This window comes from Rhabdothermincola salaria, assembly GCF_021246445.1.
Classification (GTDB): domain Bacteria; phylum Actinomycetota; class Acidimicrobiia; order Acidimicrobiales; family Acidimicrobilacustridaceae; genus Rhabdothermincola_A; species Rhabdothermincola_A salaria.
Genome location: NZ_JAJQXW010000005.1, coordinates 123,589 through 143,309 on the forward strand (window position 1 = coordinate 123,589; position 19,721 = coordinate 143,309).

A 19,721-nucleotide genomic window follows, 5' to 3' on the forward strand; every position below is an offset into this window, starting at 1 on the left:
CACTCCTAGCATGGGCGCGGTGAGCCGTCCCGCCCCCCCACCGCCGGATCGCCTCGGTCCGGCACAGCCTCGGCGGGACCCACGCAACCCCTGGGCCCCCACGGCCTTCGCCCGGTTGGCTCGCACCCACGCCGCCGGCGTCGCCGGCGACGCCGTGTTCGCCATCGGCTTGGCCGGGTCGGTGTTCTTCTCGCTCGACTTCGACTCCGCCCGGTGGCGGGTGGCGCTCTACCTGGTGCTCACCATCGCCCCGTTCGCCATCGCCGCCCCGCTCATCGGGCCCGCCCTCGATCGCATCAAGGGTGGCCGCCGGTGGATCATCACCGGGTCCATGGCCCTGCGGGCCGTGCTGGCGCTGACCGTGGTGCGCTACCTCGACGACCTGTGGTTCTACCCGGCCGCCTTCGGCATGCTGGTGCTGGGCAAGGTGTACACGATCTCCAAGAGCGCAGTCGTGCCGGGCACCGTGCGCAACGACACCGAGCTGGTCGAGGCCAACTCCAAGCTCACCGTGCTGTCCGCCGTGGTGGTGGTCATCGCCGCCGCCCCCGCCGGTGCCCTGCTCGCCCTCGGCGGGTCCCGCTGGTCGCTGGGGCTCAGCGCCATCCTCTTCGTCGTGGCGACGGTGTTCGCCCTGCGCCTGCAGCCCACGGTGGTGGCCGACGAACCGGTCGGCGAAGCCGAGAAGGAAGAGCTGCGCAGCGCCGGCATCTTCCTCGCCGGCACCGCCATGTCGCTGGTGCGCGGCGTGGTCGGGTTCCTCGCCTTCATGCTGGCCTTCGCCTTCAAGGACGCCGGCGCACCCCTGTGGCAGCTCGGCGTGGTGGCCGCCACCGCCCAGATCGGCTTCTTCGTGGGCGCGGTCATCGCCCCGCGCCTGCGCCGCCTGGCCAACGAGGAGCAGATCCTGGTCGGTGCCCTCGTCATCATCGCCGTCGGTGGTCTGGCCACCGCGGTCATCGGTGGCCTCTTCGGTGCCGCGGTGATGTCGATGCTGGTGGGGGCCACGGGCAGTTCGGCCAAGCAGGCCTTCGACGCCATCCTCCAGCGTGACGCTCCCGATGCCAACCGCGGGCGGTCCTTCGCCCGTTTCGAGACCCGCTTCCAGCTCATCTGGGTGATCGGTGCGCTCGTGCCGATCGTGGTGCCCGTGTCGGCACAGGTGGGCTTCGCCCTCATCGCGGTGGCGGCGTCGATCACCGCCGGCTGGTACCTCCTCGAGCTGCGGCGCATCCGCCAGGGCAACGTGCCCGTCCGGCGGCGGGGCTGGAAGCTCCGGCCCCTCTTCGGTCCTGGGGTCCGCTCGCCGCACCCGCTCACCCCCGAACCCGAACCCGATTCCGACGGCGAATCCGACGGCGACCAGGTCGCGGCCACCGCCACCGCCGACCACGACCGACGTCCTGCGCCGCCCACCCCTGCGCCGCCCACCCCTGCGCCGCCCGACCCCACCCTCGTCGACGGCGACGCCACCACCGTGCGGCGCGGCTTCGCCGTCGACCCGCCGTGGGCGTCGCGCTCGTCCACCGCCAGCCGGCCCGGAGCCGACGTCACCACCGTCACCGACGCGCCGCCGCCACCCGATCGGGCCCGGCGGTGGATGCGCCGGGCCCCCGAACCGGACGCGGGGCCGAGCGGGGGCACCGGCGCGGCGCCGCCCGAGGTCTGTGGCCAGGGGATGCTGTTCGGCCCCGAGGCGTGGGACGAGGCGGTTCCCTCCGACGACGCGGTTCGCGGCGACGAGGCCGCGCCGGCCGACGCCGACGAGGCACCCCCGTCCCCCTGAGTCCCGAGCCTGCCGGTCGGCGACCTGGGGGTCCGGTCAGTCGGGCAGGTCGATGCGGGCCAGCCAGAGGCCCGGGGCGTCGATCTCGGCGGGGGTGGGCAGCGTGCGGTCGGACTCCCACAACCGGGCCAGGCCCTCGGCACCGGAACGCTCGACCACCCCGCCGACGAAGGCCGCGCCGCGGTCGTAGCTGGCCTGGGAGAGCTCGAGGCCGAGGAGCTTCTCGACGAAGCGGTCCGACGAGTGGGCCTCCACCCGTCGCCGGCGCAACGCCTCGGTGAGCATCGGGTAGTCCTGCACCAGCCCGTGGCCCACCGTGTCCATGATGTGGTCGACGTAGCCGACGATGGCCATGACCAAGGCCTCGAGGCGGGGCAGCAGCTCGCGCTGGGCGGGCGACTGGATGGCGCCGAGCAGGATCTCGGGGTCGCCGAACATCGACTGCTGCAGGTTGGTGAGCGAGGAGGGATCGCCGGGGTCGATGTCGCCCAGGCGGTCCTCGAGGGCGGAGGAGTCGGGCTGGAACCCGCTCACGTAGGCCAGCAGCAGCTCGTCGAGCCGGGTCCGGACGTGGGGGAGGCGCAGCACCGTGTGGGTGGCGACCTCCTGCACGCAGACCCAGAGGCGCAGGTCGTCGGGGGGCAGGCTCCACTCCTCGCCGAACTCGTCGAGGTTGGCCACCACCACCATGAGCTCGTCGGACGGGGGGCGGGGGATGGGGAGGTCGTACTGGCCGAGGGCCCGGCGGGCCAGGTGGCCGACCATCGATCCGGCGGTCATGCCGAGCATCATGGGGCCGACCATCTGCATCAGCGGGGCCATGAAGCCGAGCGGGTCGGCGGGGTCGGGGCTCTCGGGTTCGGCGGCAGGGGAGTGCAGCGCACCGGCGAGCGCTTCGAAGAGGGGACGCCAGGCGTCGAGCGTGGCGTTCACCCACTGGCCGCGCGTGACCGGGGTGATGGCGATGCCCCGGCCGGTGGCCGAGGAGGGCAGCCCGGTGGCGGTGCCCACGTGGAGCTCGGCCACTCGGGCCAGCTGCTCGATCTTGATCCGCTCGAGCGGATCGACGTTGGTCTCCTGGCCTCCGTCGGTGGCGACGGTGTAGGCCAGCTGCCGGGCAGCGTCCCATCCGACCGGGCCCTGCTGGGAGAACAACCGGGCGAGGTCGCCGAAGATGGGCAGCCCTTCGAAGGGGTTGGTGCCCCCCTGTCCGAAGGGGTCGTCGGGGGTGTCGGGGGGTTCCGGGCTCACCCGGTTCAGCGTAGGCCCCATGCGCGTCGTCCCCGCCTCGGGTGTGCCGGTTCCGCCGACGTCGGGGCATGATGGGCCCGGATGGGCAACGTCGTGGTGGTGACCGGAGCTGCGGGCTCGATCGGCCGGCGGGTCGTGGACGACGTGGCGTCCGACCGCCTCGTCCGCCGCGTGGTCGCCGTCGATCGCGCCGGGATGGCGTCGTCGACCCCCGGATCGACGCACCGCGCCGAGGTGCGATCGGTGCCCTTCGCGCTCGACGATCCTCGTCTGGCCGGCGCCGTGGCCGGAGCCACCGAGGTGATCTTGGTGAGCGCCGCGTCGGGCCCGGAGCTCGACGGCACGGGCGGAGCCGAGGTCGACCTCGACGGCGTCTCGGCCCTGCTCGGGGTGCTCGGGGACGTCGACACCCTGGAGCACATGGTGGTGGTGTCGTCAGGGCTGGTCTACGGCTCGAGCCCCGACAACCCTCTGCCCCTCACCGAGCGGGTGCGGGCCCGCCCCGATCCCGAGGTGCCCGCCGCCGTGGCCAAGGCCGAGCTCGAGCACCGGGTGCGGCGCTGGGCCGTGCAGCACCAGGTCCCGTGCACGGTGCTGCGGCCCAGCGTGGTGGTGGCCCCCGAGAACGCCCGTTGGCTGGGTCGGTCGCCGTGGTCCAGCGCCGGGCTGCAGGTGGCGGGGGCCGAGCCGCCCGTGCAGTTCCTCCACGTCGACGACCTGGTGACCGCGGTCGCCGCCGTGCGTCGGTCTCGTCCCGATGCGGTGGTCAACGTGGCCCCCGACGGCTGGATCACCGCCGACGAGCGCCGGGCGCTCAAGGGCCCGGCGGCTCGGGTGCGCCTGCCGCGAGCCGTCGCGGTGGGGGTGGCCCGCCTCGGTCGCGGGCTGCGCGTCGACTGGGGCGACCCGTCCGCGGTCATCGCCAGCGCCGCCCCATGGGTGTTGGCCAACGATCGCCTCAAGGCCACGGGCTGGCGCCCCACCCACACCAGCGAGGAGGCCTTCGTGGTGGTCGACCCGGGTGGGCCGTGGTCTCGGCTCACTCCCCGCGACCGCCAGACGCTGGCCCTGGGCTCGCTCGGCGTCGCGGTGGCGACGGCCCTCGGCGTCGTGCTGGCGGTGGTGCAGCGCCTGCGCCGAGCCGGTCGCCGCTGACCCGACCGACCGACCGGGCCGACCGACCGACTGGGCCGACCGACCGACTGGGCCGGCCGACCGACTGGGCCGACCGACCGACTGGGCCGACCGACCGACTGGGCCGACCGACCGACTGGGCCGACCGACCGACTGGGCCGACCGACCGACTGGGCCGGCTCGGGTGTCAGCTCTGGGCGCCGAGGGTGACGGGCAGATCGACCGTGTCCCCGTCGCGTATGACCGTGACGGTGACCTCGTCGCCGGGTTCGTGGGCCCGGATGGCGACCACCAGCGACGAGACGGACAGCACCTCGGCGCCGTCGAGGTGCACGACGATGTCGCCCGGGCGCAGCCCGGCCGTGTCGGCCGGGCTGTCGGGGGTGACCTCGGTGAGCACGGCGCCGGCCCGGCCCAGCTCCCCGGCGAGGTCGGTGTCGAGGTCGTCGCCCATCACGCCCAGCCAGGCCCGGGTGGTGCGCCCCGTGGCGATCAACTCGTCGGCCGCCACGATGGCGGCATCGATCGGGGTGGCGTAGTGGACCATGGGACCCTCCGACGCGTCGTTCGTCGTCGTCGGGACGGGTGCCGCGGTGGAGACGGGGGCGATGCCGGTCCCTTCGCCGGGCAGGGCGACGAGGACCAGCCCGAGGACGGCGCCGGCCTCGGTGCACACGACGGCGCCCGGGGTGGTCGGCGCGGCGTCGAACGACGCGCCGATGAGGTCGTGCCAGGTGCCCTGGGGGGCGTCGACCCGCCAGCCCATCCCGTTGATGGTCCCCGTGCTGACGGCGGGTGATCCGGCAGGGTCCGGCGGGTGCGACACCGACAGCGCGGGGTCACCGGGGTCCACCCCGTCGACGTCGGCGAGCACCGCCGCACTCAGCTCGTCGGCGTCGACCTTCACCACGGCCACGCCGCTGACCTCGTCGACGCCGACCACGCCGGCGTCGAGGACGCGACCGTCGGCGAGGGTCACGACCACGTCGTCGGCGTCGGCGACCACCGCGGCGGCGGTGAGCACGTGGCCGTCGGAGCGGTAGACGACGCCGCTGGCCGTGGTGGTCGTGGACCCGGCTCGGGCATCGACGCGGGCGAGGGCCGTGCCGAGCACGTCGACGGGGTCGGCGCCGCCCCCGTTGGGCAGCGCCACCGCCACCTGTTCCACCACGACCGGGCTGCGGGTCTGGTCGAAGGTGCCGATCAGGGCCAGCAGGGCGAGCGTGGCCACGGCCCCGGCGGCCATGGCCAGCACCACCGTGCGCCCCCGAGCGGCGTCGCCGACGCCGGCGCCGGACGGGGCGGCGATCACCTCGACGGCAGGCCGGGGGGGCTCGCCGGACGCGGATCGACCCAGCTCCGAGGGGTGGCGCCAGATCCGATCCTCTGGTGGGAGAGGCGGCACGAACCCGTCGGCGTCGTCGGAATCGTCAGGCCTCGCCATGGCCGCGGATCGTACCGGCGACGCCGGTCGCGTTGGACGCGCCCCCACTACGATGGGGTAGTGACCATCGACGCCCCGCATGCCGACGACTGGGTGGCCCTCACCGACGAGGTGCTCGACGTCGGTCTCGCCACCGACTGGGTGACGCGCCCCGGGTGCGGAGCGATCGTGGCCTTCAGCGGCGTGGTGCGCGACCACGCCGACGGCACGGTCGACGTCACCCACATCGACTACGAGGCGTGGTCCGAGCAGGTGCTACCCCGTCTCGGCGACATCGCCGCCGACATGCGGCGTCGCTGGCCGGATCTCGGGCGCATCGTGCTGTGGCATCGTGACGGCGTGGTGCACCTGGGTGAGTCGTCAGTGGTCGTGGCCGTGTCGGCCCCTCATCGGGGCGAGGCGTTCGACGCCGCCGAGCACGGCATCGACACCCTCAAGGCCACCGTCCCGATCTGGAAGAAGGAGCACTGGCCGGGCGGCGCCACCTGGGCCCGAGCCACCCAGCCCATCACCGACGTCGACGACCTCGCCACCGACGGGGTGACGCGGTGAGCGGTGGGGTGGGCTTCCTGCTCATCGTCGTGGTCATCACCGTGGTGGGCTCGCTGGTGCTGTGGTTGCGCAACCGCAAGCCCACGACGTACATGTCGAGCGTCGACGAGTTCCAACAGGAGATGCAGGCGCTCGGCCGCGATCCGAACCAGGCTCCCGAGCGGTCGCGCCGCTCGTCTCGCCCACGGGGCGCGGCCCCGCCCCCCAGCCGCACCTCCCCGCCCCCCACGTCGAATCGACGTGATCGTCGGTCGCGCACCGACGACCAGGGTGGGGGGCAGTAGCTCTGGCTCGCGACCTGGCCATCGACCTCGGCACCGCCAACACCCTCGTGTACGTGCGCGGCGAGGGCATCGTGCTCAACGAGCCGTCGGTGATCGCCCTCAACAGCCGTACGCAGGACGTCCTGGCCATGGGCCACGAGGCGTGGCAGATGATCGGGCGCACCCCCAGCTACATCGTGGCCGTGCGTCCCCTGCGCAAGGGCGCCATCACCGACTTCGAGGTGACGCAGCGCATGATCCGCCTGCTGCTGCAGCGCGTGGGGGTGAACCGGTTCAACCGCCCGCGGGTCGTCATCTGCGTGCCGTCGGCCATCACCGCGGTCGAGCAGCGCGCCGTCACCGAAGCGGCGCGTCGGGCCGGGGCGGCCGAGGCCCACCTCATCGAACAGCCCATGGCTGCCGCCATCGGGTCCGGCCTGCCCATCAACGAGCCGCTCGGCAACATGGTCATCGACATCGGCGGTGGCACGTCGGAGGTGGCGCTCATCTCCCTCGGGGGGGTGGTGGCGCTCGAGGCGGTGCGCGTCGGCAGCTTCGACATCGACGCCGCGATCCAGACCTACATCCGACGCGAATACGGCATCGCCATCGGCGAACGCACGGCCGAGGAGATCAAGGTCACCATCGGCTCGGCGTGGCCCACCGAGCACGAGTTCGCGGCCGAGGTCCGGGGTCGCGAGCTCATGAGCGGGCTCCCCAAGACCGTCATCCTCACGGCCGAGGAGGTGCGCGAGGCCATCGACGAGCCGGTGTCGGCCATGGTCGACGCCGCCATCGCCTGTCTCGGCCAGGCTCCGCCGGAGCTGGCCCAGGACCTCATCGGCCAGGGCATCCACCTGGTGGGCGGTGGCGGCATGCTGCGGGGCCTCGACCTGCGTCTCGAGCACGAGACCGACATCCCGGTGCACCTCGTCGATCTGCCGCTCGAGTCGGTGGTGCTGGGCGCGGGGCACTGCGTGGAGTCCTTCGACCAGCTCAAGGTCATGTTCATGGAGTGACCGCCGATCGGGCATCGCTGCTCGGTCCTGGGTGGTCCTCTACGATGGCGGTTGGGTGACGATTTCGTCACCGAGTGGCGGGGGGCCGGCGCCATGTGACTACAGTCACGGCCCATGACGGCTCGCCGGGGGTGGGCCGGAGAGGTCCCTGGGGGGTGACGCGTGATGGCTGCGCAATCGACGATCGTGCCTGCACCGGACGTGGTCCTCGCCGTCAACAACCTCGAGGTCGTCTACAACGACGTGATCCTGGCCGTGCGCGGCATCAGCCTGCAGGTCCCCCGCGGCAGCATCGTGGCCGTCCTCGGTGCCAACGGGGCGGGCAAGACCACGGTGCTGCGAGCCATCACCGGCCTGCTCGACGTGCACCGGGCCCGCATCACCAAGGGCGGCGTCGAGCTCGAGGGGCGACGCATCGACAGCGACGACCCCGCCGCCATCGTGCGTTCGGGCGTGTCGCAGGTCATGGAGGGCCGGCGGGTGTTCTCCGCCCTGAGCGTCGACGAGAACCTGCGCGCCGGCGCCTACACGCGCCGCTCCAAGGCCGAGATCACCGAGAGCTTCGACCGCGTCATGGAGCTGTTCCCGATCCTGCGGGACCGCCGCCGTTCGATCGCGGGCTACCTCTCCGGCGGCGAGCAGCAGATGGTCGCCATGGGGCGGGCCCTGATGGCCTCGCCCAAGGTGTTGTTGCTCGACGAACCGTCGCTCGGCCTGGCCCCGCTCATCGTCGAGCAGATCGGCGAGATCATCGGCGAGGTCAACCGCCAGGGCACCAGCGTGGTGCTGGTCGAGCAGAACGCAGCGATGGCCCTGGGGGTCTCCCACCACGGCTACGTCGTCGAGAACGGCCGGGTGGTCAAGGACGGTCCGGCCGACGAGCTGCGCGACGACAAGGACATCCAGGAGTTCTACCTGGGCGTCGGTGAGGCCGGCCGCAAGTCGTTCCGCGACGTCAAGACCTACCGGCGCCGCAAGCGGTGGAGCGCCTGATGGCGCCCGAGCACCACGTCGGGGAGGAGCCGGCATGACCGAGTCGAGCAGCGATGAGCCGCTGTTGGTGGCCCGCGGCGTCTCGCTGCGCTTCGGCGGGGTGAGCGCCCTCACCGACGTCAGCTTCGAGGTGCGCCAACGGGAGCTGTTCGCCGTCATCGGACCCAACGGCGCCGGCAAGACCTCGATCTTCAACTGCCTCAACGGGGTGTACCGCCCCCAGAGCGGATCCATCCGATTGCGGGGCCGCGAGCTGGTGGGCATGGGTTCGCGCCGCATCGCCGAGCTGGGAGTGGCCCGTACCTTCCAGAACCTGGGGCTCTTCGCCAACCTCAACGTGATCGACAACCTGATGCTCGGGCGCCACCATCTCATGCGCACCGGCTTCTTCGCCGGGGCGCTGTGGTGGGGGCGAGCCCGCAACGAGGAGATCGCCAACCGGCAAGCCGTCGAGGAGATCATCGAGCTGCTCGAGCTGCAGGCCTACCGCTACCGGCCCGTGGGGCTGCTGCCCTACGGAATCCAGAAGCGCATCGAGCTGGGGCGGGCACTGGCCATGGAGCCTGCCCTGCTGCTGCTCGACGAGCCGGTGGCCGGCATGAACCAGGAGGAGACCGAGGACACCGCTCGCTACCTCCTCGAGATCCGTGAGGCCCTGAACCTGTCGATGATCCTGGTCGAGCACGACATGCACATGGTCATGGACCTCGCCGACCGGGTGATGGCGCTCGACTTCGGGGTGCCCATCGCCACCGGCACCCCCGCCGAGATCCAGTCCGACCAGCGGGTGGTCGACGCCTACCTGGGGGTGGGCTCGTGACCGCCACCCACACCGTCACCTCGGTGGCCGGCCCCGCGTTGGAGTCCGATCTCGAGCCCACCCTTCCGGCGGTGCTGGTGCGCCGAGCCCGGGAGACCCCGAACGGCCTGGCCCTGCGCAAGAAGCAGCTCGGCCGGTGGAAGTCCTACACCTGGCGCGGCTACGCCGAGCGCACCGCGGTGGCCGCGGCCGGCCTCGAGAAGCTGGGCGTCGGGCCCGGCGACCGGGTGGCGGTGCTCTCGGAGAACCGGCCGGCCTGGGTGTTCGTCGACCTGGCGGTGCAGGCCCTGGGGGGCGTCACCGTGGGCATCTACCCGACCTCCCCGGCCGCCGAGCTCGAGTACCTCCTCGACCACAGCGGGGCCACCGTGCTCGTGGCCGAGGACGAAGAGCAGGTCGACAAGTACCTCGAGATCCGCGACCGGCTCCCGGGGCTCACCAAGGTCGTCGTGCTCTCGCCGAGGGGGGTGCACGCCATCGCCGGCGACCCGGCCCTCATGACCTACGCCGCCCTCGAAGAACTGGGGCGGGGCGCCACCGTCGACGACCTGGAAGCCCGAGCCGATCGGGTCGACCCGAGCGCCACGGCGATCATCGTCTACACCTCCGGCACCACCGGCCCGCCCAAGGGGGCGATGCTGTCGCACACCAACCTCACCGTGGCGGCCGCTGCGGCCAAGGCCCAGTTCTCGGTCGACGCCCGCAGCGAGGTGCTCTCCTACCTGCCGTTGTGCCATGTGGCCGAGCGCCTCATCTCGGTGATGGGGGCCCTGGGGGCGGGCTACGTCGTGAACTTCGGCGAGGGCGGCGACGCCTTCGCAGGTGAGCTGCGCGAGGTCCAGCCCACCTTCTTCCTCGGGGTGCCGCGCATCTGGGAGAAGATGATGGCCTCGGTGGAGATCCGGATGGCCGACGCCAGTCGGATCAAGCGGGCCACCTACGCCTTCTGGACCACGCGCGGCGCCCGGCTGGCCGAACGTCGCCTGGCGGGCAAGCTCGGCGTGGGCGGGCGCTTCGTCTACGGCTTGGGCTGGCTGTTGCTCTATCGGCCGCTGCGCAAGAAGCTGGGCTTGTTGCGGGTCACCGACGCGTTGTCCGGCGCCGCGCCCATCTCTCCGGAGGTGTTGCGCTTCTTCTGGTCGCTCGGGGTACCGGTGCGCGAGGGCTACGGCCAGACCGAGAACACCGCCCAGGCCACCCTCACGCCGCCCGACGACGTGCGGATCGGCACGGTGGGCCTCCCGGTGCCGGGCAGCGAGATCCGCATCGCCGAGGACGGCGAGATCCTCACCCGGGGCCCCGGCACCTTCCAGGGCTACTACCGCAACCCCGAGGCCACTGCCGACACGCTCGACGCCGATGGCTGGCTGCACACCGGCGACGTGGGGGTGCTCGACGCCGACGGCCATCTCAGCATCACCGACCGCAAGAAGGACATCATCATCACCGCCGGCGGCAAGAACGTGTCCCCGTCGGAGATCGAGAACCGGCTGAAGGTCTCGCCGTACGTCCGTGAGGCGATCGTCATCGGCGACCAGCGCAAGTACCTCACTGCGCTCATCGGCATCGAGACCGACACGGTGGCCAACTGGGCCCAGCAACACCGGATCGTGTTCACCACCTACGAGGACCTCTCGTCCAAGCCCGAGGTGGTCGAGCTGGTGCGGGCCTGGGTCGACGAGGTCAACCTCGACCTCGCCCAGGTCGAGACCATCAAGGCGTTCCGCCTGCTGCCCAAGGAGCTCGACCAGGAGGACGGGGAGATCACCGCCACGGCCAAGGTGAAACGCAAGGCGATCGCCGAGGAGTTCTCGAACCTCATCGAGTCCATGTACGGCGCGGGGGAGGCCTGATGGAGGAGTTCCTCCAGTTCGTGCTCTCGGGCATCGCCCTGGGCTTCAAGTACGCCCTGGTGGCCCTGGGGTTCGTCATCATCTTCAAGGCCACCAGCGTCATCAACTTCGCCCAGGGCGGCTTCGTGATGCTCGGGGCCTACTTCACCTACAACTTCGGCACCACGTGGGGTCTGCCGTTCTGGTTGGCCGTCATCATGGCCATGGTCGCCACCGGCCTGGTGGGCATGGTGCTCGAACGCCTCGTGCTGCGCCGCATGGTGGGCCAGCCGCCGTTCGCCCTCATCATGATCACCGTCGGGCTTCTGTTCGTGATCCAGGAGGTGGTCACCACCATCTGGGGCTTCGACAACCTCAACCTGGGCGACCCGTGGGGGGTCGACGTCGTGAACATCGGATCCCTCGTCATCTCGGTGTCCGACATCTGGACCATCGTCCTCGGCCTCGTGGTGGTGGCCGCGTTCTTCGCCTTCTTCCGCTTCTCCAGGTTGGGTCTGGCCATGCGGGCCACCGCCCTCGACCAGGAGGCGGCCCTCGCCCAGGGCATGAGCGCCAAGAAGGTGTGGGCCATCTCGTGGGCCATCGCCGGCGCCGTGGCCGCCCTGGCCGGGGTGACCATCGCTTCCGGGGCCGGCAACCTCAGTCCTCAGGTGCAGTTCATCGCCCTCTTGGCCTTCCCCGCCATCATCCTCGGCGGTGTCGACTCCCCGGGCGGGGCCATCGTCGGCGGGGTCATCATCGGCGTCACCCAGACCCTCACCGCCGGCTACCAGAAGGACATCGGCCTGGCCTGGCTCGGTGAGGGGTTCCAGTCGGTGATGCCCTACGTGGTGATGCTCGTCATCTTGTTGGTACGGCCCTACGGCCTTTTCGGGACGAAGGAGGTGAAGCGGGTCTGATGGCTGCCATCCGACGTCGCCGCAGTCCGGAGATGGTCACCGAGTACGCCGACGATGTCGGCCTGTTCAAGACCCGCGGCTTCCAGATCGGGATGCTGTTGCTGCTGGTGGCCTACCTGGCCGTCCCCAACACCCTCGACGACTTCTGGATCGGGGTGCTCAACTACTGCGCCTTCTTCGCCATCGGGGGCATCGGCCTCAACCTGCTCACCGGGTACACCGGGCAGGTCTCGTTGGGCCACGCCTTCTTCGTCGGTGTGGGGGCCTACTCGGCCGCCTGGTTCGGCGGCCAACAGGGGTGGCCCATGCTGCTGTGGCTGCCCATGGCCGCGCTGATCGGCGGGGCGCTGGGGGCGCTCATCGGGCCGGTCGCCCTCCGCCTGCACGGGAACTACCTGGCCATCGTGACGCTCGGGTTGCTGTTCCTCGGCGAGCACATCTTCATCGAGTGGGACTCCGTCACCGGCGGCAGTCGCGGTACCCAGGTCGACGCGTCGCTCGCCGTCGGTCCGCTCGACTTCACCGCCCTCGAGCTCTTCGGCACCACCTTCAGCCGGGAGCAAGGCGTGTTCTGGCTGTTGTGGGCGGTCGTGGGCATCTGTGCCCTCATCGCCAAGAACGTGGTGCGCACCCGTCCGGGGCGGGCCATGCAGGCCATCCGCGACCGCGACGTCGCCGCCGAGGTGGTCGGTGTGTCGCTCGTGCGCTACAAGGTGGGTGCCTTCGCCATCTCCTCGGCCATGGCCGCCGTGGCTGGCGCCTTCTACGGCGCCGCCATCCAGCGCTACGTCTCGCCGGTCGAGTTCGGCGGCACGTTCGGGTTGATCCTGTCGATCACGTTCGTGGCCGTCATCATCGTGGGGGGCATGGGCACCGTGTTCGGCTCCATCCTCGGGGCGTTGGTGGTGGGTGCCCTGCCCCGCATCATCCAGGAGTACAGCGGAGACATCCCGTTCCTGCAGACCTCGCCCACCAGCGACGGGATCCTCAGCGTGGCGTCGTTCAACAACATGTTGTTCGGGGCGCTCATCATCGTCTTCTTGTTGGTCGAGCCCCGGGGTCTGGCCGCGCTCTGGTTGCGGGCCAAGGCCTGGTTCAAGTTCTGGCCGTTCTCGTACTGATCTCCATCGCGGTCGCATTGATCGCACCGTTCTGACCGGGGCGGTCTCCGGCCCACCGCCGGGATCGCCCCGTTCACCAGATGCTCCTCGGCGCCGAGGCGGGGAGGAGCTCCCACACACCCATCAAGGGGGAAGCAACATGCGACACCGCAGGATCATCCGCTTGGCGGCGGTGGTCATGGCCCTGGGCCTGATCGCAGCCGGCTGCCGCGGCAGCGACAACGACGACGCCGAGTCAGCCACCACCACGGCCGAGGGCGGGGGCGGCGAGGAGACGAGCGAGGTCACCCCCGGCCCGGGCTTCGACGGCACCAACATCAGCCTGGGTGTGCTCACCCCGCAGACCGGCGCCGCGGCCGTCATCGGCAACCCCCTCACCCAGGGCAACGAGGTCTTCTTCCAGGGCCTCAACGCCTCCGGGGGCATCGCCGGGCAGTACCCGGTGAGCCTCGAGGTGCTCGACACCAAGTACGAGCCGCCCACCGCGGTGCAGCAGTACCAGGCCTCCAAGGGCGACGTGGCGGCCTTCTTGCAGGTGCTGGGCACCCCCGTCGTCGACGCGCTGCTGCCGCAGCTCGAGACCGACGAGATGCTCGCCGGGCCGGCTTCGCTCGACGCCTTCTGGGTGCGCGAGCCCAACCTCATGCCCATCGGTGGCCCCTACCAGGTGCAGGTCATCAACGGCATCGACTACGCCATGCGCGAGCTCGACGCGGCCGACAAGACCATCTGCGCCCTCACCAAGGACGACCCCTACGGCGAGACCGGCCTGGCCGGGCTGGAGTTCGCCGCCGAGGAGATGGACTTCGAGATCGCGGCCACGGCCACCTTCCGCCAAGGGGACCAGAACTTCACCGCGCCCATCAGCCAGCTGAAGGGTGCCGGGTGCGAGATCACGGTGTTCGTGGCCCTGCCCAACGAGACCAGCCCCATCCTCTCGGAGGCCGTGGCCCAGGAGTTCGCCCCGATGTGGTTGGCCGCTTCGCCCACCTGGGTGAGCGCGTTCGCCGGGTCGGCCCTGGCTCCCTACCTGCAGGAGAACTTCCTGCTCATCTCCGAGGGTCCGGAGTGGGGTGACACCTCCAACCCGGGCATGGCCAAGATGCTCGAGGACATCGCCGCCTACGCACCGGACCAGACGCCGGACATCTACTTCCAGTTCGGCTACGCCCAGGCGTGGGCCATGGCCCAGATCCTGGAGCAGGCCGTCGAGGACGGGGATCTCTCCCCGGCCGGCATCGTGGCCGCAGCCCAGACGATCGAGATGCTCACGTTCGAGGAGCTCACCGGCGACTACGCCTACGGTCCGGTCGAGGACCGTGACCCGCCCCGGACCTCGACGATCAACGCCATCGATCCGAGCATCCCCGGCGGTCTGACGGCCCTCGAGGTCGACGTCGCCTCCGAGGCGGCCGAGGCCTACCAGTTCGACGGCTGATCCGTCGACGTGCGATGACCCGATGGCCGGCCTCCCCGAGCGGGGGCCGGCCATCGGCGCGTCGCCCGTCGGTCGCCGACCGGTGGCTCAGGCGGTGAGGTCCTCGGCAGCCTGGCGGACCTGCCAGTCGCGGTCCTCGAGCGCCCGAGCCAGGGCGGCATCGACCTCGGCTCCGTCGAAGGGTGCCAGCGCGATCACCGCCCGACGGCGGACGGTGGCCTTGTCGCGGGTGGCGGCGAGGATGGCGGGCAGGCCGCTTGCGTCGCCCACCGCACCGAGGGCCGCCACCGCCGCCTCCCGGCACAGGGCATCGGGGTGGTCGGTGGCCATGGTGGCCAGCCGGGCCACGACGGGTCCGTCGCCGGCCGGGCGTTCGCCGAGGGCGAAGGCGGCGGTCTCGGCCACGGTGGCGTCGTCGTCCTCCAACAGCTCCAGCAGGGCGGCGGTGACCGACGCGTCGTCGAGGAGGGCCCGGGCGGCTTCGTCGGCTGCTCTCCGGCGCACCCCGGCGTCGGGGTCGGCGGCGGCGGCCAGGAGCTCCGATGGCGAGATCGCCTCGAGGCGCACCAGCGCGCCCAGCGCGATGGCGCGGACCCCGGGATCGTCGTCGAGGAGCAGGGCTCGGGCCTCGTCGCGGTCGCCGCGGTGGCCGGCGAGGGCGGCTCTCCGTCGACGTCGGAGGTGGTCGGCTAGCGTCCGCTCCGCCGGGAGGTGCCCGGTGGAGGCCGGTCCGATGGCGGGGTCGGGCATCCCCGTAGTGGATCACGTATGACCGAACGACGCCCACCCACCAAACGCCAGCTCCAAGCCGCCGAGACCCGTGGGCGGATGCTCGCGGCCGCGGCCGTGGTGTTCGCCCGCCAGGGCTACCGGGCCACGACCGTCGGCGCCATCACCGGGGAGGCCAGCACCGCCCACGGCACGTTCTACCTCTACTTCCGCAACAAGGACGACGCGCTCATCCAGGTCCTGCAGGCCGTCACCGATCGGGTGCTGGTGCGCCCCGAGGTGGCCCCCGACGCCGGCCGCCGCGACCGCATCGAGGTCATGGTGCGCGGCTACGTGGGAGCCCTGGCCGCCAACCCGGGCCTGTACCGGGCGTTGCTCGAGGGGATGCTGTCGAGCCCGCTCATCGAGCGGGTGTGGCTCGACATGCGCGAGGAGTTCGTGTCCCGCATCAGCGCCGGCATCGATCGGGTGGTGGCGCGGGGCGAGATGCGTCCGGTCGCCGACAGCGGCCAGGCCGCCCGGGCACTGGTGTCGATGTGCGAGTGGCACGCGTTCGTGGCGCTCGGCCTGGGCCACGAGGCGCCCACCGAGGCCATGGTGGAGCAGGCCATCGGCACCGTCACCGAGCTGTGGGCCCGCGCCACGTGGGGCACGGCGTAGGGGACCCTGGTGCCCGGCCGTCCCCTCCGGCTCCGCCAGTGGGACGGCGGCCGGCGGGGTCGGGAAGCGTCGCCGATCAGAGGGCGTTGTTGAGCACGATGACGCTGACGAGCACGAGCAGGGTGATGACGATCGCGGCGACCACGCCGAGCACGGCGAGCAGGGCGACCAGCCCGACGGCGGAACGGACGCGCCGGCTGGCTGGTGGGGCGATGCGGGCGGTACTGGCTTCGAAGCTGTCGTCGGTGGTCACGGCTCTCCCGTTGCATCCCGCGCCGTGGAAGGAGGAGTCGACCGTGGCAGGCTGAGCGCCACCATCGCCCGGAAGCCCTCTACCCATGGACACCGTCGAGTCGACTCTACCGCCCCCCTGGCCCCCCGCCGGTGGCGAACCGCCGGCCGGTGACCCGCGGGCGGGTTCGGCCGACGAGCCCCGCCCGAAGTGGTCGCCCCGCCGCAAGTGGGTGGTGGGGTCGCTGGCGGTCGCGGTCGTGGGGCTGTTGTCGGGGGCGGTCTTCTGGCGGCTGCCCTACTACACGTTGTCGCCCGGCGCCGTCCGCGACACCGAGAGCTTCATCGCCGTCGAGGGGACGGAGACCTTCGTCGACGACGCGGGGACCATCAGCTACCTCACCGTGTCGGTGAAGCAGGCCACCCCGTTGGAGGTGTTGGCTGCCTGGATCGACCCGGCGGTGGAGGTGGTGGAGGCGGAGAGGATCCTCGGCGACCAGACGCCTCAGGAGAACCGTGAGCTCAACCTGCAGCTCATGGCCGGGTCCAAGGACTCGGCCACCTACCAGGCGTTGAGCCGCATGGGCTACGACATCCCGACCGACGGCACGGGTGCCGTGGTGGCGTCGGTGGCCGACGACGTGCCGGCGGCGGCCGTGCTCACCCGTGGTGACACCATCGTCAGCGTCGATGGCGAGTCGGTGGCGTTGAGCGACGAGCTGATCGATGCCCTCTCGACCCGGTCCCCGGGCGACGTGGTCGAGCTCGGCGTGCAGGCCCTCGACAGCGACGACACCCGAGTGGAGGCGGTCGAGCTGGTGGGCCGCCCCGACGACCCGAGCCAGCCCATGCTCGGCATCACCACGTTCACCCGGGACCTCAGCTTCGACTTCCCCGTCGACGTCACCATCGACTCCGGTCGGGTGGGCGGGCCGTCGGCGGGGTTGGCGTTCACCCTCGGCATCCTCGACGCCCTCACGCCGGACAGCGTGACCGGCGGGACGAAGGTGGCCACCACGGGCACGATGGAGCTCGACGGGCAGGTGGGGCCGGTCGGCGGCGTGCACCAGAAGGTGGTGGCTGCCCGGCGGGCCGGCGTCGACCTCATGATGGTGCCGGCCGCCGAGATCGACGAGGCCCGTCGCTACGCCGACGGGTTGCGCGTGGAGCCGGTCGAGGACCTCGACGACGCCTTGGCCGTGCTGGCCACCGTCGGTGGGGGCGATGCCGTGCTGCCCGCCGAAGCGGTGAGCACCCCGTCGTGATGCGGCCAAGGGTGTAGGTCCGGCCCGAGGGGTCACCGAGGGCGAGAGGTCCGCTCGGTACCATCCGCTCGTGGCCCAGGACTCGAGCGCTCCCATCGACCCCGACGACATCATCAAGCAGTCGTTCACCACGGTGCGGCGGGGGCTCGACCCCCTCGAGGTCCAGCGCTACCTGCTCGACCTGGCCAACCAGATGCGGGCCGCCCGCGAGCGCGAACGAGCGCTCGAAGGCCAGCTCCGCGACGCCGAGAAGCGGGCCACGCCCATCGACCAGCTCGACCCCAGCCGGCTGACCGCGCTGCTCGGCGAGGAGACGGCACGCGTGCTCGACGCCGCTCGGGCGGCGGCGTCGGAGATCCGGGCCAAGGCCGAGGAGAACGTGGCTCGTCTGTTGCGAGAGGCGCGCGACGAGGCCCAGCGGATGCGAGCCGATGCCGAGAGCATCCTGGTGGAGCGCACCGAGGAGGCCGAGGCGGAGGTGGCCCGCATCCGCGCCACCGCCGACGGGGTGAAGGAGCAGGCCGAGCTCGATGCCGACAGCCTGCGATCGGCGGCGGCGGCGTTGCGCGACGAGGCCGAGGCCGAGGCGGCCTCCTTGCGCGACGAGGTGGCCGCCGAGATCGCCGCCCAGCGCGAGGCCGTCGAGGCCGAGGTGGCCGAACGGCGGGAACGGGGCGAGGAGGACGCCGCCGAGCTCACCGAGGCCGGTCGTCTGGAAGGCCGCGAGATGGTGGCCGAGGCCCAGCGCGTCCGGCAGCGGATGCTCGACGACCTGGCCCGCCGTCGCAAGCTGCTGCGCCAGCAGATCGAGCAGCTGCAGGCCGGGCGCGACCGGCTCCTCTCCGCGTACGACGTGGTCCGCCAGACCCTCGACGTGGCCACCGAGGAGCTGCACGTCGCCCTGCCGGAGGCGAAGCTGGCCGCCGAGACGGCCAGCCTGCAGGCGACGGAGGACGACGTCGCGTTCGCAGCCGAGGTGGAGGCGGCCAGCCGGGAGGAGGCGGTCGGCGATGAGGGCGAGCAGCCCCCGGTCGGCGACGACGCCGGCGCCGAGCGCCAGGACCAGGACGCCGATGCGACCGTCGCCGCCGACGCCGAGGCGTCCGACGCAGACGACGCGGGTGGCGGGGACGTGCCGGTCGGCGGCCTCGACGACGAGTCCGGGACGGACGACGTCGAGCACGCCCCCGTCGGGTCCGATGAAGCACCCGACGACGCCGAGGGTACGAGCGGGGACGGCGAGGCGACGATCGCCGAGGAGCCGGCGCCGCCCGTCGACGTCGACGATGGCGACGAGCCGAGCGATACCGACGAGTCGAGCGCCGCCGACGGCGGGCGGCGGGCGCCCGATCCGAGCGAAGGCCGCCATTCGACCTCCGTGAGGGTCGTGCGGTCCGAGCGGGCCGAGCGCACCGCGGCGGTCTTCGCCCAGGTGCGCGACGACGAGGAAGAGGCGCCGGGCGCAGCGGTGCTCACCCATCCGGGCGAGACGTCGGCCGGCCCGGGTGCCGGTGAGGCGACCGAAGGGCCCGAGGGGTCCGCGGGCGACGAGGACGAGAGACGTGAGGTCCACCCGCTCATCGAGGCTCGCGACCTCGCTGTCGCCGAGCTCGAGCGCAACCTGTCGCGTCGGCTCAAGCGCGACCTGTCCGACGAGCAGAACGAGCTGCTCGACGCCGTCCGCCAGGTGAAGGGTTCTCCCGCCGCGGAGACCGTGCTGAGCGCACCCGACGTGCAGGTCGAGCGCTACCGCGACCTGGCTCGTCCCCTCCTGGCCGACGCCGCCGAGGCCGGCGCCGAGCTGGCGGGTTCCGAGGGCGGGGGTGAGGTGGCCACCGACGTCGACGAGCTGGCGGGCGACCTGGCCATGGAGCTGGCGTTGCCGCTGCGTGAACGGCTGGAGCGGTGCTTCGCCGAGGCCGAGGGCGATCCCGACGAGCTCGCCGAGCGCATCCGGGCCTGCTACCGCGAGTGGAAGTCCCAGCGGGTCGACGGTCCGGCGTCGGCGGCGGTCGTCGCCGCGGCCGACCGGGGCCTGCTCGACGCCCTGGCCGACGGCACGCCGGTGCGGTGGGTCGTCGACGATGGCCGCACCGCCTCTCCCGACTGCGAGGACAACGCCCTCGCCGAGGGCGTCGTGAAGGGCGAGCCCTTCCCGACCGGGCACGTGGCGCCCCCGGTGCACCCGTCGTGCCGTTGCCTGGTCGTGCCCGTGAGCGCCCACTGAGGGCTTTCGGCACCCGAACGGTCGCCCCGCTCCTAC

General features: G+C 72.0%; 18 protein-coding genes. 14 read left to right on the top strand and 4 right to left on the bottom strand.

Annotated features, from left to right (window positions below; genetic code table 11):
- The first annotated feature begins 19 nt into the window (after positions 1-19).
- Entirely contained in the window at positions 20-1,786 is a 1,767-nt protein-coding gene (locus LUW87_RS17245; RefSeq protein WP_232672440.1) for an MFS transporter, read from the top strand.
- 36 nt (positions 1,787-1,822) lie between these two features.
- Here LUW87_RS17245 and LUW87_RS17250 read toward each other — a convergent pair whose 3' ends face one another.
- Positions 1,823-3,037, bottom strand: a complete 1,215-nt coding sequence (locus tag LUW87_RS17250; protein ID WP_232672441.1) for a zinc-dependent metalloprotease — start codon at positions 3,035-3,037, stop codon at positions 1,823-1,825.
- 81 nt (positions 3,038-3,118) lie between these two features.
- Between LUW87_RS17250 and LUW87_RS17255 the strand changes: the two genes are divergently transcribed.
- On the top strand, positions 3,119-4,192 hold the full coding sequence (locus LUW87_RS17255) for an NAD-dependent epimerase/dehydratase family protein (protein WP_232672442.1): 1,074 nt from the start codon (positions 3,119-3,121) through the stop codon (positions 4,190-4,192).
- A gap of 166 nt (positions 4,193-4,358) precedes the next feature.
- On the opposite strand, the gene LUW87_RS17260 is transcribed toward LUW87_RS17255, so the two are convergent.
- Complete coding sequence (locus LUW87_RS17260; RefSeq protein ID WP_232672443.1) at positions 4,359-5,615, bottom strand: S1C family serine protease; 1,257 nt, start codon at positions 5,613-5,615, stop codon at positions 4,359-4,361.
- 60 nt (positions 5,616-5,675) lie between these two features.
- Here LUW87_RS17260 and LUW87_RS17265 point away from each other — a divergent pair, with 60 nt between their 5' ends.
- From LUW87_RS17265 to LUW87_RS17305, 9 genes are all read left to right on the top strand, one after another.
- Positions 5,676-6,167: a molybdenum cofactor biosynthesis protein MoaE gene (locus tag LUW87_RS17265; protein ID WP_232672444.1), complete on the top strand. Its 492-nt coding sequence runs from the start codon at positions 5,676-5,678 to the stop codon at positions 6,165-6,167.
- A complete protein-coding gene (locus tag LUW87_RS17270) occupies positions 6,164-6,451 on the top strand; it encodes a hypothetical protein (RefSeq protein WP_232672445.1) in 288 nt (95 codons plus the stop codon). Before LUW87_RS17265 ends, LUW87_RS17270 begins: the two co-directional genes overlap by 4 nt.
- Positions 6,452-6,453: 2 nt before the next feature.
- Positions 6,454-7,449 carry a rod shape-determining protein gene (gene mreB, locus LUW87_RS17275; protein WP_232672566.1) on the top strand — a complete coding sequence of 332 codons (996 nt, stop codon included), beginning with the start codon at positions 6,454-6,456 and terminating at the stop codon, positions 7,447-7,449.
- A gap of 165 nt (positions 7,450-7,614) precedes the next feature.
- Positions 7,615-8,442, top strand: coding sequence for an ABC transporter ATP-binding protein (locus tag LUW87_RS17280; RefSeq protein WP_232672446.1), 828 nt, complete (start codon positions 7,615-7,617; stop codon positions 8,440-8,442).
- Between the two features lie 34 nt (positions 8,443-8,476).
- Positions 8,477-9,262 (top strand): ABC transporter ATP-binding protein, encoded by a 786-nt coding sequence (locus LUW87_RS17285; protein WP_232672447.1) that lies wholly within the window; start codon positions 8,477-8,479, stop codon positions 9,260-9,262.
- Complete coding sequence (locus LUW87_RS17290; protein WP_232672448.1) at positions 9,259-11,115, top strand: AMP-dependent synthetase/ligase; 1,857 nt, start codon at positions 9,259-9,261, stop codon at positions 11,113-11,115. The genes LUW87_RS17285 and LUW87_RS17290 overlap by 4 nt, the downstream gene beginning before the upstream one ends.
- A complete protein-coding gene (locus LUW87_RS17295; RefSeq protein ID WP_232672449.1) occupies positions 11,115-12,014 on the top strand; it encodes a branched-chain amino acid ABC transporter permease in 900 nt (299 codons plus the stop codon). The genes LUW87_RS17290 and LUW87_RS17295 overlap by 1 nt, the downstream gene beginning before the upstream one ends.
- On the top strand, positions 12,014-13,135 hold the full coding sequence (locus LUW87_RS17300) for a branched-chain amino acid ABC transporter permease (protein WP_232672450.1): 1,122 nt from the start codon (positions 12,014-12,016) through the stop codon (positions 13,133-13,135). The genes LUW87_RS17295 and LUW87_RS17300 overlap by 1 nt, the downstream gene beginning before the upstream one ends.
- Before the next feature lie 139 nt (positions 13,136-13,274).
- The gene (locus LUW87_RS17305) at positions 13,275-14,573 is read left to right on the top strand and encodes an ABC transporter substrate-binding protein (protein WP_232672451.1); all 1,299 of its coding nucleotides are present in this window, start codon (positions 13,275-13,277) and stop codon (positions 14,571-14,573) included.
- An 87-nt stretch (positions 14,574-14,660) separates the two neighbouring features.
- Here LUW87_RS17305 and LUW87_RS17310 read toward each other — a convergent pair whose 3' ends face one another.
- Complete coding sequence (locus tag LUW87_RS17310; protein ID WP_232672452.1) at positions 14,661-15,323, bottom strand: HEAT repeat domain-containing protein; 663 nt, start codon at positions 15,321-15,323, stop codon at positions 14,661-14,663.
- 18 nt (positions 15,324-15,341) lie between these two features.
- On the opposite strand from LUW87_RS17310, the gene LUW87_RS17315 reads away from it, so the two are divergent.
- Entirely contained in the window at positions 15,342-15,962 is a 621-nt protein-coding gene (locus LUW87_RS17315) for a TetR/AcrR family transcriptional regulator (RefSeq protein WP_232672453.1), read from the top strand.
- 76 nt (positions 15,963-16,038) lie between these two features.
- Here LUW87_RS17315 and LUW87_RS17320 read toward each other — a convergent pair whose 3' ends face one another.
- Entirely contained in the window at positions 16,039-16,215 is a 177-nt protein-coding gene (locus LUW87_RS17320) for a hypothetical protein (protein ID WP_232672454.1), read from the bottom strand.
- A gap of 85 nt (positions 16,216-16,300) precedes the next feature.
- Here LUW87_RS17320 and LUW87_RS17325 point away from each other — a divergent pair, with 85 nt between their 5' ends.
- Positions 16,301-17,458 carry a YlbL family protein gene (locus LUW87_RS17325; RefSeq protein WP_232672455.1) on the top strand — a complete coding sequence of 386 codons (1,158 nt, stop codon included), beginning with the start codon at positions 16,301-16,303 and terminating at the stop codon, positions 17,456-17,458.
- 70 nt (positions 17,459-17,528) lie between these two features.
- A complete protein-coding gene (locus tag LUW87_RS17330; RefSeq protein WP_232672456.1) occupies positions 17,529-19,685 on the top strand; it encodes a DivIVA domain-containing protein in 2,157 nt (718 codons plus the stop codon).
- Positions 19,686-19,721 lie beyond the last annotated feature (36 nt).

Bases quoted from the DNA above. Each gene is read 5' to 3' on its own strand.
- LUW87_RS17255 (WP_232672442.1), top strand. From the start codon at position 3,119: ATGGGCAACGTCGTGGTGGTGACCGGAGCTGCGGGCTCGATCGGCCGG.
- LUW87_RS17285 (WP_232672447.1), top strand. From the start codon at position 8,477: ATGACCGAGTCGAGCAGCGATGAGCCGCTGTTGGTGGCCCGCGGCGTC.
- LUW87_RS17325 (WP_232672455.1), top strand. From the start codon at position 16,301: ATGGACACCGTCGAGTCGACTCTACCGCCCCCCTGGCCCCCCGCCGGT.
- LUW87_RS17305 (WP_232672451.1), top strand. From the start codon at position 13,275: ATGCGACACCGCAGGATCATCCGCTTGGCGGCGGTGGTCATGGCCCTG.
- LUW87_RS17315 (WP_232672453.1), top strand. From the start codon at position 15,342: ATGACCGAACGACGCCCACCCACCAAACGCCAGCTCCAAGCCGCCGAG.
- LUW87_RS17300 (WP_232672450.1), top strand. From the start codon at position 12,014: ATGGCTGCCATCCGACGTCGCCGCAGTCCGGAGATGGTCACCGAGTAC.
- LUW87_RS17280 (WP_232672446.1), top strand. From the start codon at position 7,615: ATGGCTGCGCAATCGACGATCGTGCCTGCACCGGACGTGGTCCTCGCC.
- LUW87_RS17310 (WP_232672452.1), bottom strand. From the start codon at position 15,323: ATGCCCGACCCCGCCATCGGACCGGCCTCCACCGGGCACCTCCCGGCG.
- LUW87_RS17295 (WP_232672449.1), top strand. From the start codon at position 11,115: ATGGAGGAGTTCCTCCAGTTCGTGCTCTCGGGCATCGCCCTGGGCTTC.
- LUW87_RS17260 (WP_232672443.1), bottom strand. From the start codon at position 5,615: ATGGCGAGGCCTGACGATTCCGACGACGCCGACGGGTTCGTGCCGCCT.